This window comes from Mesorhizobium sp. WSM4822 (assembly GCF_055811155.1).
Genome location: NZ_JBVVQM010000001.1, coordinates 54,991 through 69,006 on the forward strand (window position 1 = coordinate 54,991; position 14,016 = coordinate 69,006).

A 14,016-nucleotide genomic window follows, 5' to 3' on the forward strand; every position below is an offset into this window, starting at 1 on the left:
GCGGGAGGACACGGTGAAGCTTGTTCGGTTCCGCATCTACAACTTCCGCTCATTCGGCCCCGAAGCGAAGGAAATCACCTTCAACGACACCACTTTCCTGCTCGGGCCGAACGGCGCGGGTAAAACCACTGTACTTCAGGCCCTGGCAAGTATGTTCAGCTTGGACCCCGCGGAGCGCCGGATCCGGAAGTCCGACTTCCATGTCCCATACGACGAGGATTCCGCCAACGCGCCAGCATCACGAGTCCTTTGGCTCGAAGCGGATTTCGAGTTCCCGGACCTTGAAGCGAACGGAGACGATGATCCCGCCGTACCCACGCAGTTCACCCACATGCAGCTGATGGGCGAAACCGGGCCTGCCCAAGTACGCTACCGGCTGCTTGCCGAGATGGATAGCGACGAGGACATCGAAGAGCGCTTCACATACGTGATCGCTGTCGACGAACATGGGGAACCCGCAACCGAAGGCAGGGTCTCGAAGCAGGAGCGGAATGCGATCCAGGTACACTACCTTCCTGCCCGCCGTGATCCTGCCGACCACATCTCGTATTCGGCCAACGCCCTTATAGGACGCGCCTTGCGGGCTGCGGACTGGTCGGCGCAAAAGGAGCAGATAGGCGACCTCACCCAGCAGATTAGCAATACGCTTTCAGCGAACGCCGCAATCGATGGCATGACGCAGGCGCTTTCCGATCGTTGGAGCGCTCTGCACAAGGGCAATTTCTTCAAGGATCCATCGATCTCCTTCGCCCGCAGTGATATCGAACGACTGCTCCGGCATCTCAGCATCGACTTCACACCCGGCCACGGTGAGAACTTGGTCGACTTTTCGCGGCTGAGCGACGGACAGCAATCGCTACTCTACCTCTCGATCGTACTGGGAATGCACGAGATCGGAATCAAGACCATGGCCGGAGACCTCGACGGCGCCTTCGATGTTGACAAGCTTCGGCCCGCAGTCTTCACTTTAATCGCGATCGAGGAGCCCGAGAATAGCCTCTCCCCTCACTATCTTGGGCGCGTCGTGAAGGTGCTAAAAGAGTTCGGGAAGGGCGTCGCAGGACAGGCGGTATTCGCAACGCACTCACCAGCCATGATGCGCCGGATTCCTCCCGGATACGTCCGATACCTGAGGTTGGCCTCCGACCGCACGACCATGGTTAGGACCATCAGGCTGCCAGCTACCGGAACGGAGGAAAGGAAGTTCGTCCGCGAGGCGGTCCAGGCGTTCCCCGAATTGTACTTTTCCAGGCTCGTCGTGCTTGGAGAAGGCGACAGCGAAGAAATCGTACTGCCCCGCCTTCTGGCAGCGAAAGAAATCCTTGCCGACGATGTGTCGATCTCTGTGGTCCCGTTGGGCGGCCGGCACGTGAACCATTTCTGGCGACTGCTGAGCGGCCTAGGGATCCCGTTCGTGACCTTACTGGATCTCGATGCCGGTCGCTATCAGGGCGGATGGGGAAGGATACGGAACGCCGCCAACAAGCTTTCCGACTACGGACTGGCGCCGGAGAGTGAGATCGACGGAGTTTCCTTAGCCTCGATACCCGCGTGGAACAGCAACGACTCCGTCGTCTCCGACGATAAGGGATGGCTCGCGCGGCTCGAGGGACACGACGTGTTCTTCTCGGCTCCGCTCGATCTCGACTTCATGATGATGACTGCGTTCAGCGACCAATACGACATCGCCGACGCAGACCGCGAAGTGCCGGATGCGGCCACGACCACGCAGGTTCTCGGAAAGTCGCACGGAAACACCCACGACTATGTCGCCGCGGAGCTTTCATACTTCGATGCCTATCACTCCAAGTTCCAGCTCGGAAGCAAACCTTCATCTCATATCGAGGCGATGGCGAGCCTCACCGACGAGCAACTCCGCGACGACATGCCGGACGTCCTCGAACGACTTCTCGAACGCGTGAGGACGATGCTGGGAAATCTTCCTGAATGATCCGTGCGGAACATTGGAAGCCTTCGGACGGGTTCGTTCTGGAGCCCAATGCCCTAGCGGCAGCAACAGAGACCCAAGCCAACCTAGCGCTCACTGCCGGACCGGGAGCCGGCAAGACGGAGATGCTCGCGCAACGCGCCGACTTTCTCCTGCGCACGCGAAGCTGCAGATACCCAAAGCGAATCCTTGCGATCTCCTTCAAGGTCGATGCCAGCACGAACCTCAAGGCGCGCGTGAGGCGTCGGTGCGGCCACCAGCTTGCGGAACGCTTCGACAGCTTCACATTCCATGGCTTCGCACTCCGCATAATCCAGCAGTTCCGCCTCGCGCTCACCGGGCAGGACGTGCTGGCTGCGGACTTCTCCGTCGGGCCGGCTCGCATCCAGGGCCAGTCGATTACGTTCAGCGACATGATCCCTCTTGCGAAGACGATCGTCGAGGGCAGCGTGATCGCGCGGAACGCGCTGAGGAAAACATACAGCCAGGTATTCTTGGACGAGTTCCAGGACTGCACCGATCTCCAGTACGGCCTCATCAAGGCCTGTTTCCTTGAGACCGGCGCGCAACTCGTAGCCGTAGGGGATGTCAAGCAATCCATTATGGGTTTCGCCGGCGCCATGGACGGCATCTTCGAGGCCTACGCCGAAGATTTCCACGCCACGACTCTCCACCTCTACCAGAACTTTAGGTCCGCGCCCGTATTGCGCCGAATGCAGAACGCGATGGTAAAGGTGATGGATGCGGACGCAGCCGTCGACGACTCCGATATCGTGGGCGAAGAGGGGGAGATCGAGGTCCTCGGCTTCCAGGATGATGCAGAGGAAGCGACGACGCTCGCTGCGCGCATTCAGGCCTGGATTGACGCGGGCGGGGATCCGTCAGAGATCGCGATACTGATATCAAGGCGCGAGGATCTCTACGGTCGTAAGCTGCGTCAGGCGCTGCGGGACGCGCACATCGCCTTCCGTGTTGAAGATCAGTCCCAGAGCACGGGAGCCGAGCCAGCATGCGTGTTACTGACAGACCTGCTTCTCGTCACGGTCGGAGGCCCGCATCCCGAGGCCTTCAAGCGATTGCTGGATTTGGTCGTTTACGGTCAGGACCTCGACGAAGATGACGAATACCGAGCGCGCGGCAAATGGAACGCCTTCGTCGACGAAACGAGAAAACGGATTAGATTGGGGCAGCTTGACCTGGCCGCACGGGATGCGCTGGCCGCGCTCGCGGAGGCCCTCGTTTCTGCTCTAGGGAGGGAAACAGTTGTGGCGCTTTCTCCCGAGTATGCCCGGGCCGGAAGGCTTGAGGAGGTTATCGGCACATGTGTGGACCTCCTGCATGAGCAGTTGGCCGCCGAGCCGAACATCGTCAAGGCACTCGAGGCCTTTTCGACCGACCGGGCCGTAAGGGTGATGACGATCCACAAAAGCAAGGGTCTCGAATTCGGAACGGTCATAGTGCTCGGGGTCGAAGAGCAGACCTTCTGGGGTAATGCCGAGATGGAGCGCCGGGCATTCTTCGTCGCCTGTTCGAGGGCGAAGGAGCGACTGTTCCTTACCACCTGCAGCACACGTGCGCGTCCGCCGGGCGCAGGGAACTGGTCCGTCAACCGATTTCCGCATGCCGAGTTCCTGGCCTATACAGAGCCCGAACCCGAAGAGCCTCCACTCACTCTCTTCTGAATGCTATCGCAGATGACACAGACAAGAATTTCCGCGGGATCGGGAGCAACGTCCGCTTTCAGGACCACGAACATGCGTCGATAACCACTGAAGAGTTTCGGGTGCCGTCAGCCGTACGAAAGTCTCTCACGCAGCAACCCGCGGCCGCAGACGATCGCATCTGGGGATTTGTGCCTGTGCCCAGCACTTGTCGCAGATTTCCGCATAGGACCTGCTGGGTAGGTTGTGAAAAGGGCTTTCAGGCCAAGTCGCAGAGCCTGGAGCCTTGATTTCGACAGGATCGGTGCCACGGGTTCAAATGAGTCTTCGTATTGGTCATTGGGTTCGCCACACCACGGGCCATCCAGTTTTGGCGGTCTTCAACCCCGGAAAAAATTTTCACCTCGCGCATTTTTGCTCTCTAGGTCATCGAGATAATCGGCCCACCATTGCATCATCCTGACGCGCTCGTCCCAGTGCTCTGCCCGAGCGTAGGCGCGACGAACGTCATTGTTTTCAACATGGGCCAGCTGCCGCTCAATGGCGTCCGGATGCCATTTTCCACATTCGTTTAGCAAAGTTGATGCCGTTGCTCGAAAGCCATGCGCGGTAGCATCTTCCTTGCCGTAACCCAAACGACGCAGCGCGGCGTTAAGCGTGTTGTCGGAAATCGGACGCGAACCCGATCGAACACTAGGAAACAACAGCGATCCACCACCAGAGATTTCTCTAAGTGAGGTCAAGACGCTGACGGCCTGCCTGGAAAGAGGTACGCGGTGCGGCCGTCGCATCTTCATGCGTCCTTCAGGGATACTCCACACCGAGCTTTCGAAATCGAACTCGTCCCATCCGGCCGCGCGCAACTCGCCGGGGCGGGGGAACAGCAAGGCCATCAGCTTCAGGGCGGCTCGCGTTGTAGGCTGTCCGTCAAATGCATTGATCGCCCTCAGCAAGCCTCCCAAGGGCTTTGGATCGGTAACCGCGGCACGCGGCGTGACCGTCGGACCGACGAGCGCTCCCCTCAGGGCGATCGTCGGATCTACATCGGCGCGTGCGGTTGCGATTGCATATCGAAACACGCTGCCGATGGTGGAGCGCAGTCGCCTGGCCGACTCGTATCGACCGCGAACCTCCACGCTGCGGAGAGCGGCAAGAATTGTGGCCGGATCGATCTCCCGAACGCTTTTGTCCCCAAACGTTGGATAGGCAAAGTCGAGCAACCATTTGACTTTGGTGATGGTCCGGTCGGCACGTCCCTCCTTCTTCAGCTTGTCGACATAGTCCTCCGCGATTGAGCGAAAGGTGTCTTCTGCTGAAGCTTTTTGCGACTTACGCTCCTGTGCGGGGTCGATGCCACGTAGGAGGAGACGTTTGGCGGTATCGCGCGCCTCCCGCGCCTCGGCGAGAGAGATAAGGGGATAGCTGCCCAGCGCTAGCAGTTTTTGCTTGCCGTCAAAGCGGTAGGCGACCCGCCAGAGGCGAGATCCGGTAGGCTGCACCCAAAGCTGAAGCCCCCCACCGTCAGACAATTTCACGAGCTTTGAAGCGGGTCGGGCATTTCTGCATTTCACGTCGGAAAGGGCCATTTTCGGGGCCTCCATTTGGCTGTTTCGATACCATCAGGATCGCCGATACCAGCGAAAATACCAGCCCTCCGCCTCGTTGGACCAATTACGCCGCAATTCCACAAAACCCGACCAATCGCGCCTTGCGCGACAAAATCTCCAATGATTTCAGCTGTTTGCCGAAATAGAAGCGTAGAAGATTCGGCGAAAGGGAATGTCGAGAGAAGAGGGGATGGTGCCCAGAGGCGGATTCGAACCACCGACACGCGGATTTTCAGTCCGCTGCTCTACCAACTGAGCTATCTGGGCCTGTTCCGGCAAACGAAAACTCGCAGACCGGAATTCATTGAGGCGCCGTGGGGCGCCCCTTGAAAGCGCGTGGGTTATAGCACGGGAATTCGGCCTGTCCAGCGCCTAGTGGGCGATTTCAGGCAGGAAAAGCGACGCCGTGCGGTGCCCCGGTTTCCATGCCGCTTGCGGGCCGGAATCGGGCACGGCATGGCACGATGCGGCCTTCGCCATCCCTGTCCGTGCCGCTGTTGCCGGCTGACATGCCGTGGCACTGCCTTTAGCCGGCGATCGAGGCGCACAATGCTTCGCGGCTCAGACCCGCATTGGTCGCCGCTACCTATCTGGCGCCGGTCACGCCTCTACGAAAATCGGAGGGCGACATGCCGGCGAGCTTGCGGAACGACTTGTTGAAGGCGCTGAGCGAGCCGAAACCCGAATCCATGGCGACGCGCAGCACATTGGCGTCCTGATGCATCAAAAGCGCCTGCGCATAGCTCAGCCGCAACAGGTTCACATACTCGTTGAGCGTCATGCCGGTGGATTTCTTGAACAGGCTCATGGCATATTTGGGATGGATGTCGGCGGCCGCCGCGATGTTCACGCAATCGATGTCGTAGAGGAAGTTTTCGGCGATGAAATCGCACATGCGACCGACATTGCGCGACGATTGCTGGTCGAAGGGGCTGCCTGTTTCCTGGTCGTTCGGAGTTGCGGATACCAGCCGGTAGGGCTCGAACCGCACCCGCTCCAGCCGCAGCAGCAATTCGTTGACGGCATGTTCGGCCTTGGCCTGGTCGCCGGACCGGGCGTAGCGGTTCCAGCGCTCGAAATTATGGTTGTCGGACTGGTCGGTGGCTGATGTCACCAGTGTCGCGCCGGTCATCAGCCGGTGCCTTATATCCGTGGGCAGGTGCAGCCGGAAGAAATGCACCAGCGGCAGATGCGCCCCGGCATAGATGGCGTCGTCGGACAAATCGTCCATCTGGTGCGGCAGGCCACCCCAGAACAGGCACATCTCGCCGGCCGAAAGCGAAATCTCGTGGTCGTTCATGCGGTAATGCACGCTGCCGCGCACGATGAAATTAACCTCGACCTGGGCGTGCCAGTGCGGCTTGAGCATCACCAACGGATTGGTGTGAAACATCTGCAGGAGCAGCGGAAGGCCTTCCACGCTGCTGGCCCCAGGCTGGTAGAACGGCCGTTCAGGCATCTTACTTTCCGCCAATTTCATATTCCTTTTGACGGCGACAGGCCTTGCCCACTGCATAGTCTAGCCACGCTCACAGTGAGAGAGCAAATGAAATGGGAGGATTTCAATGCGCATCACAATGACCTGCGCCGCGCTCGCGCTTGCCCTGGGCTCAGCCCCGGCCTTCGCGCAATCCGGCGAAATCACCATCTGGAGCTGGAATGTCGCGGCTTCATCGCTGAAGGCGACCATTGCCGGCTTCAACAAGCAATTTCCCGACGTCAAGGTCACCGTCCAGGATCTCGGCAACCAGCCGACCTATGACAAGTCGATCGCCGGCTGCGCCGCCGGCGGCGTCGGCCTGCCCGACATCGTCACCGTCGAGAACGGTGAGGCCGAGAATTACTGGAGCCAGTTCCCCGACTGCTTCGTCGACCTGCATACGCTCGGCTACACAGCCGACGACCAGAAAAAGTTCCCCGATTTCAAGCGCACCGAGCTGGAAGTGGGCGACAAGGCCTACGCGATGCCGTGGGATTCCGGCCCGGTTGCCGCGTTCTATCGCCGCGATTTCTACGAAAAGGCCGGCGTCGATCCGGCTTCGATCAAGACCTGGGACGATTTCATCGCCGCGGGCAAGAAGATCCAGTCCGCCAATCCTGGCGTCTCGATGACCAATGCCGATTTCAACGGTGACTCGGAATTCTTCCGCATGATCTCCAACGAACAGGGCTGCGCCTATTTCTCCGAGGACGGACAATCGATCACGGTCAACCAGCCCAAATGCGTCGATGCCATGACCAAGGTCAAGGAGATGAAGGACGCCGGCATCATCTCGTCGGCCGACTGGGGCACCAAGATCACCAACAACACCGCCGGCACCGTCGCCACCCAGATCTATGGCGGCTGGTATGAGGGCACCATTCGCACCGAATCTGCCGGTGAAAACGGCAAATGGGGCGTCTATCTGATGCCGAGCCTTACCGCCGACGGGCCGCGCGCCGCCAATCTCGGCGGTTCCTCGCTGGCTATCACCTCGGTGTCGAAGAACAAGGAGGCCGCCTACGCCTATCTGAAATACACGCTCGGAACCAATGAAGGCCAGATCACGATGCTGAAGGAGTTCGGCCTGGTGCCGTCCCTGATCTCGGCGCTCAATGACCCCTACGTCTCGGAAGGTCTGCCCTATTGGGGCGGCCAGGCGGTGTGGAAGGACATTCTCGGCACCTTGCCGAAGGTTGTTCCGAGCCGCGGCACGCAGTTCCAGAGCGACGCCGAAATCATCGTCCGCGCCGTGCAGACCAAGTATCTGGCCGGCGGCTATCCCGACGCCAAGACGGCACTCGACGATGCCGCAAGCCAGATCGCGGCGGCGACCGGACTGCCCGTCAAGTCGTGACCACCGCTTCTCCTTCTCCCACAAGGGGAGAAGGGAAGACCCAGGCGATGGCGTGAAACAACAATCGGTAGAAGGAGGAGGAAGATGCGCAATCGCAACGCCACGGCCTATCGCTTCCTCACGCCCTATCTGCTGATCTTCGCGATCTTCTGGGTGTGGCCGATCATCAGCTCCTTCATGATCTCCTTCCAGGCGACGCGTACCGTGCCGTGGCGGTTCGCGCCCGGCTTCAACTGGGGCCGGTTGATCGGCGATCCGGCCTTCTTCAACGCCCTGAAGAACACGCTGCTCATCCTTGTCATCCAGGTGCCGGTGATGATCTCGCTGGCGCTTGTCATGGCGGTGCTGTTGAACTCGCCGCTCTTGAAGGCGCGCGGCCTCTACCGCTTTGCCTTCTTCGCCCCGGTGGTGGTCGGCGAGGTCGCCTATTCGGCTGTGTTCCGGCTGATGTTCAACCTCGATTTCGGCATCATCAACAAGCTGTTGAACAGCATCGGCCTGCCCAAGATCGACTGGTTTTCCAACGTCACGCCGGCGATGGCGCTGATCATGATCGCGGTGACCTGGCGCTGGGCCGGCTACAACGCCATCATCCTGCTCGCCGGCATGCAGTCCATTCCCGAGGATGTCTACGAGGCGGCGACGCTAGACCGCGTCAGCAAGCTCAAGCAGTTCTTCTACATCACCCTGCCGCTCTTGAAGCCGGTCATCGTATTTTGCCTCGTGCTGTCGATCATCGGCACCATGCAGCTGTTCACCGAGCCCTTCCTGATCACCGAGCGCGGCGGGCCGGGCGGCGGCACGGAGACGCTCGGCCTGCTGCTTTACCGCCAGGGTTTTCGGTCGCTCAATTTCGGCTATGCGTCGGCCGTCGCCTACACCATGGCCGGGCTGGCGATCGCCATCACGCTGGCGCAGCTGTGGCTGACGAGGGAACCGAAATGAGTTCGCGCTCCTCCGCCAGACTGGGACGCAGCATCGCCCTGCATCTGTTCCTGACGCCGCTGGCGCTGATCTGGCTGTTTCCGCTGTGGATGATGGTGGTGTTCTCGACCATGCCGGACAACGGCATCTTCAGCCCCGGCATCGAGCTTTTGCCGCACGGCAATTTCATCGACAATTTCAACAATCTGCAGCGTGACACGAACTTCGTCGGCGCCATCGGCATTTCGGTCTCGGTGGCGGTGACCTACACCATCCTGTCGGTGCTGCTGACGTCGATGGCCGGCTGGGCGCTGGCCCGCTACCAGTTCTTCGGCAAGGGCGTGGTTGTCGCCATCATCCTCGGCACCATCACGCTTCCCTATGCGGTCGTGCTGATCCCGCAATTCATCATGGTGGCGCGCGACTTCAAGCTCGCCAACACCTGGGTGGCGCTGATCGTGCCGCCGCTGTTCAATTCGCTCGGCGTGCTGTTCATGCGGCAGAGTTTTTCGATGATGCCGGACGACCTCTTCGATGCTGCGCGCGTCGAAGGCGTCAAGGAATGGCGCATCTTCCTCTTCGTCGCGCTGCCTTTGGCGCGGCCGATGCTGGCCGCACTCGCCATCATCCTGTTCCTCGCCTCCTGGAACAATTATCTGTGGCCGCTTTTGATCAACAGCCAGCCGGGTTCGATGACGGCGCCGGTGGCGCTCGGCACGCTGATCGGCCTCACCAAGGTGTCATGGGGCGGCATCATGGCGGGCGCGGTGATGCTGACGGTGCCGATGCTCGTCGTCTTCGTGCTGCTGCAGCGCCATTTCATCGCCGGCATCGCCGCCGGCGCGGTCAAGTAAGGGGCAGCATGGCAACGGTCACGCTCAACAATGTCGTCAAGCGCTTCGGTGTCTTCGAGGTCGTCCATGGCGCCAGCATCGACATCAAGGACGGCGAGTTCGTCGTCTTCGTCGGGCCCTCCGGCTGCGGAAAATCGACGCTGCTCAGAATGATCGCCGGGCTCGAGGACATCAGCGGCGGCGAGATCGCCATCGGCGGCAAGGTGGTCAACGATGTCGAGCCGGCCGACCGCGGCATCGCTATGGTGTTCCAGTCCTACGCGCTCTATCCGCATATGAGCGTCGAACAGAACCTCTCTTTCGGCTTGCGCATGACCGGCAATCCAAAGGCCGACACCGAACGGCGGGTGAAGCGGGCGGCCGAGATCCTGCGCATCAGCGAATTGATGGACAGGCGCCCGAAAAAACTCTCCGGCGGACAGCGCCAGCGCGTCGCCATCGGCCGCGCCATCGTGCGCGAACCGCAGGTGTTCCTGTTCGACGAGCCGCTCTCCAACCTCGACGCCGAATTGCGCGTCCAGATGCGCGTCGAGATCTCCCGGCTGCACAAGGAGCTCGGCACGACAATGATCTATGTCACGCACGACCAGACCGAAGCGATGACGCTCGCCGACAGGATCGTCGTGATGCGCGCCGGCCATATCGAGCAAATCGGCCGGCCGCTCGATCTCTACGACAACCCCGACAATCAGTTCGTCGCGGGCTTTGTCGGCTCGCCGAAAATGAACTTCATCAAAGGCCGGGTCGTCGGGCACGATGCGCGTGGTGTCGTGGTCGAGCTGGCGGGTCAGGAGAAGACCTGCATCACGCAACCGCTGACCGGCGCTGCACCTGAAATGGGCAGCCCAAAAATCGGCAGCAAGGTCATTGTCGGCGTGCGGCCCGAACATTTCGGCAATGCCGGAGAGGGCGACGCCGACCTCGTGGTTGCCATCGACGTGGTCGAGCACCTGGGCGGCACAAGTTTCCTCTACGCCAGAACGGCCAACGGTGACGACGTGGTGATCCAGCGCGACGCGACGAAGGTTCCCGACACATCAGAGATCACCGTTTCCATCCGCAAATCCTACCTGTTCGACGAAAAAGGACTGCGGCTGCGCTGACCGCCGGCCCTTTCCAGCCTTCAAGGAGAATGACAATGACCGCAACCACGCCCATTCGCTGGGGCATCCTCGGCCCGGGCAGCATCGCCCAGTCCTTTGCCGGTGGCGTGGCCGCTTCGCGCACCGGAAAGCTGGTCGCCATCGGCGCGCGAAATCCCGCCAAGCCCGGCCTCGCCGAGAGTTTTCCCGGCGCCCGCATTCTCGACGGCTACGACGCGCTGCTCGCCGATCCCGACATCGATGCCATCTACATTTCGATACCGCATCCCGGTCATGCGCAATGGGCGATCAAGGCGGCCGAGGCCGGAAAGCATGTGCTGTGCGAAAAGCCGCTTGCGCTGACCGCCTTCGAAGCCGACGCCATGATGCATGCCGCACGCAAGGCCGGCACATTCCTCGGCGAAGCCTTCATGTACCGGCTGCACCCGCAGACCAAGAAGCTGGTGGACCTGATCAGGTCCGGCGTCATCGGCGACATCAGGATGATCAAATCGAGCTTCGGCTTCGCCATGCCGGGCTTCATGCCGCAGCACCGGCTCTATGCCAACGATCTCGCCGGCGGCGGCATTCTCGACGTCGGCGGCTATCCCGTCTCGATGGTGCGGCTGATTGCCGGCGCGGCAGTGGGACAGCCCTTCAGCGAGCCGGACAAGGTGGTCGGCACCGCCCATCTGGGCCAGTCCGGCGTCGACGAATGGGCGTCCGCGCTGCTGCATTTCCCAGGCGGCATTGTCGCCGAAGTCTCCTGCAGCATTTCGCTCAACCAGGACAATGTGCTGCGCATCCTGGGCACAAAGGGCCGTATCGAAGTGCCGGACTTCTGGTTCGCCGGCGGTAACCGCGACGTCGGCCTCGGCCGGATCGACATCATCGCATCCACCGGCGCGCGCGAGACCATTAGCGTCGAAGAGAAGCGCCATGTCTATTCCTTCGAGGTCGACGCCGCCGGTGAGGCCATCCGTGCCGGCGGCCAAGAATTCGCCTGGCCTGGCATGGCATGGGCGGAAAGCCTCGGCACCTTGCGTGTACTGGACAAATGGCGGGCGGCCGCCGGCCTCGAATACGGGATCGAGAAGGCCCAGCAGCGTACCAACACCATCTCCGGCCGGCCTTTGCGGTCCGGCGGCACGGCGATCGCCAAGCGCACCATTCCCGGCCTGTCGAAGCCGGCATCGGTGGTGGCGCTCGGCTTCGAGGATTTCCGTACCTTTTCCTCAGGCTCGATCCTGCTCGATGCCTTTTTCGAGGCCGGCGGAAATCTCTTCGATACCGGCTATGTCTATGGCGGCGGCTATACCGAGAAGCTGCTTGGCGATTGGTTGAAAAACCGCGGCGTGCGCGCGCAATCGGTGGTCATCGCCAAGGGCGCGCATTCGCCGCTCTGCTATCCCGATGTAATCGGCAAGCAGCTTGACCAGTCGCTCGACCGGCTGCAGACGGATCATGTCGATGTCTATTTCATGCACCGCGACAATCCGGATGTGCCGGTCGGCGAATTCGTCGATGCGATGGATCGTGAGGTCAAGGCCGGCCGCATCCGTGGCCCGTTCGGCGGTTCGAACTGGACGATGGAACGCATGGATGAGGCGATCGCCTATGCCGAACGCACCGGCAAGCAAAAGCCCGGCGCGCTGTCCAACAATTTCTCGCTGGCCGAAATGCTGGAGCCGATCTGGGCCGGCTGCATTACGTCCTCTACGGATGCGTGGAAGGCCTGGCTGACCGCGCGGCAGATGCCGAACTTCGCCTGGTCGAGCCAGGGGCGCGGCTTCTTCACCGATCGCGCAGGTCGGGACAAGCAAGACAATGAGGAACTGGTGCGGGTCTGGTACTCCGAGCGGAATTTCGGCCGCCGCGACCGGGCGGTCGAACTTGCCGCGAGACTGGGCAAGAGCCCGATTCATATTGCGCTGGCCTATGTGCTCGCTCAGCCCTTCCCATCCATCCCGCTGATCGGGCCACGCACGCTGGATGAGCTGGACGACAGCCTGCGCGCTCTCGACATCGCGCTGTCGCAAGCCGATCTCGAATGGCTGGATGGCGGCAGTCGGCGCGCTGCCTAGCTGGCTGCCTTTTTAACCGTCGCGGCGTCAGGTCTCGTCATCAGGCGCCCTGACGCCACGCCTGGCCGGTGTCCGCAAATTGGCATACATGCCGGTGGTGCGGAATTGGCTCGGCGTGATGCCGTAGCAGCGGCGGAAGACTTTTGAAAAATAGTTCGCGTCCTCGAAGCCGCACAGAATGGCGACCTCCTTAACCGGCAGAAAATCCGCCTTGGTCAGCAGCTTCGCCGCGCGTTGCAGACGCTGCTGCAGCACGAACTCGGCAGGCGGCAAGCCTTCGCTTTCAGCAAAACAGCGTGAGAAATGGGCCCGGCTGAGGCCGCTGATCTGGACCAGGTCCGCCACCGGCAGCGGCCCGTCGAGATTGGCGTTGATGTGATCGATGACCGGCTGCATGGCGCTCTGTTTTTCGGCAAAGGCATGGGAGCCGAAGACATCGTCATAGAGCGCCATCGCAGCCTCATAGGCGACCGCCGAAGCAGCACCCGGCGAAGCGGCCCCTTTGATCAGGCGCAAGCTGCAATCGGCAAGATGATCGATCGTCGCCGGCTGCAGCCGAAATACCGGACCCGAGACGCTGAGGATCGACTTGTGGATGCGCAGCGCCTCCTCGCCGTTCATCGAAATCCAGAAATATTCCCAGCGCTCATCCCCGGCCAGCCAGTAGCGGTGGTTGTGCGGCACCAGCACCAGCAATGTGTCGTTCTTCTGCAGGCGGTAATTGCGGTTCTCGTAGCGCAGCCGGCCGGTTCCCCTGATCGTGTGTTGGAGGACGGTGAACGGCGTCTGGCCGCGCCTGCGCCCATCCCAGTCGTAGATCTCGTCCTCGCGCACTTCATAGCCCGTGCTCGTCGGCATGGCGTGCAGGCGCTGGCGGCCGCGCGGCAGCGAGATCGTGCGCATGGACTGTCCGTTGTTTATCAAATCCTGCAGCACAAAATTACCCTTGAAAGCATAATCCTTCTCTGGTCGCGCTCGCGAATAAGCGCATAATCGCCGTCGAAAAGCGAGAGAGATCC

The 14,016-nt window shown here is 61.1% G+C and carries 10 protein-coding genes and 1 tRNA gene; 7 read left to right on the forward strand and 4 right to left on the reverse strand.

All coding sequences use genetic code 11. The features are described from left to right. Positions 1-13: 13 nt before the first annotated feature. Together AC0L3E_RS00305 and AC0L3E_RS00310 are read left to right on the forward strand one after the other, a co-directional pair. On the forward strand, positions 14-1,951 hold the full coding sequence (locus tag AC0L3E_RS00305) for an ATP-dependent nuclease (RefSeq protein ID WP_473603862.1): 1,938 nt from the start codon (positions 14-16) through the stop codon (positions 1,949-1,951). Beyond that, a complete protein-coding gene (locus tag AC0L3E_RS00310) occupies positions 1,948-3,630 on the forward strand; it encodes a UvrD-helicase domain-containing protein (protein WP_473603863.1) in 1,683 nt (560 codons plus the stop codon). The genes AC0L3E_RS00305 and AC0L3E_RS00310 overlap by 4 nt, the downstream gene beginning before the upstream one ends. Positions 3,631-3,989: 359 nt before the next feature. Here the strand turns inward: AC0L3E_RS00310 and AC0L3E_RS00315 are convergent, their stop codons facing one another. From AC0L3E_RS00315 to AC0L3E_RS00325, 3 genes are all read right to left on the reverse strand, one after another. Next, the gene (locus AC0L3E_RS00315; RefSeq protein WP_473603864.1) at positions 3,990-5,195 is read right to left on the reverse strand and encodes a tyrosine-type recombinase/integrase; all 1,206 of its coding nucleotides are present in this window, start codon (positions 5,193-5,195) and stop codon (positions 3,990-3,992) included. A 212-nt stretch (positions 5,196-5,407) separates the two neighbouring features. Next, positions 5,408-5,483, reverse strand: a tRNA-Phe gene (locus AC0L3E_RS00320). Positions 5,484-5,802: 319 nt separating this feature from the next. Further along, positions 5,803-6,696: a helix-turn-helix domain-containing protein gene (locus tag AC0L3E_RS00325; RefSeq protein ID WP_473603865.1), complete on the reverse strand. Its 894-nt coding sequence runs from the start codon at positions 6,694-6,696 to the stop codon at positions 5,803-5,805. Positions 6,697-6,781: 85 nt separating this feature from the next. Here AC0L3E_RS00325 and AC0L3E_RS00330 point away from each other — a divergent pair, with 85 nt between their 5' ends. The 5 genes from AC0L3E_RS00330 (at position 6,782) to AC0L3E_RS00350 (ending at position 12,997) form a co-directional block, all read left to right on the forward strand. Next, the gene (locus tag AC0L3E_RS00330; RefSeq protein ID WP_127330826.1) at positions 6,782-8,053 is read left to right on the forward strand and encodes an extracellular solute-binding protein; all 1,272 of its coding nucleotides are present in this window, start codon (positions 6,782-6,784) and stop codon (positions 8,051-8,053) included. An 84-nt stretch (positions 8,054-8,137) separates the two neighbouring features. Continuing rightward, the gene (locus tag AC0L3E_RS00335) at positions 8,138-8,998 is read left to right on the forward strand and encodes a carbohydrate ABC transporter permease (protein ID WP_023809272.1); all 861 of its coding nucleotides are present in this window, start codon (positions 8,138-8,140) and stop codon (positions 8,996-8,998) included. Then, positions 8,995-9,831: a carbohydrate ABC transporter permease gene (locus tag AC0L3E_RS00340; RefSeq protein WP_127256867.1), complete on the forward strand. Its 837-nt coding sequence runs from the start codon at positions 8,995-8,997 to the stop codon at positions 9,829-9,831. The genes AC0L3E_RS00335 and AC0L3E_RS00340 overlap by 4 nt, the downstream gene beginning before the upstream one ends. 8 nt (positions 9,832-9,839) lie before the next feature. Further along, positions 9,840-10,934 (forward strand): ABC transporter ATP-binding protein, encoded by a 1,095-nt coding sequence (locus AC0L3E_RS00345; protein ID WP_127807907.1) that lies wholly within the window; start codon positions 9,840-9,842, stop codon positions 10,932-10,934. Between the two features lie 35 nt (positions 10,935-10,969). After that, positions 10,970-12,997 carry an aldo/keto reductase gene (locus tag AC0L3E_RS00350; protein WP_473603866.1) on the forward strand — a complete coding sequence of 676 codons (2,028 nt, stop codon included), beginning with the start codon at positions 10,970-10,972 and terminating at the stop codon, positions 12,995-12,997. 27 nt (positions 12,998-13,024) lie between these two features. Here AC0L3E_RS00350 and AC0L3E_RS00355 read toward each other — a convergent pair whose 3' ends face one another. Continuing rightward, entirely contained in the window at positions 13,025-13,900 is an 876-nt protein-coding gene (locus AC0L3E_RS00355; protein ID WP_473603867.1) for a helix-turn-helix domain-containing protein, read from the reverse strand. Between the last annotated feature and the right edge of the window lie 116 nt (positions 13,901-14,016).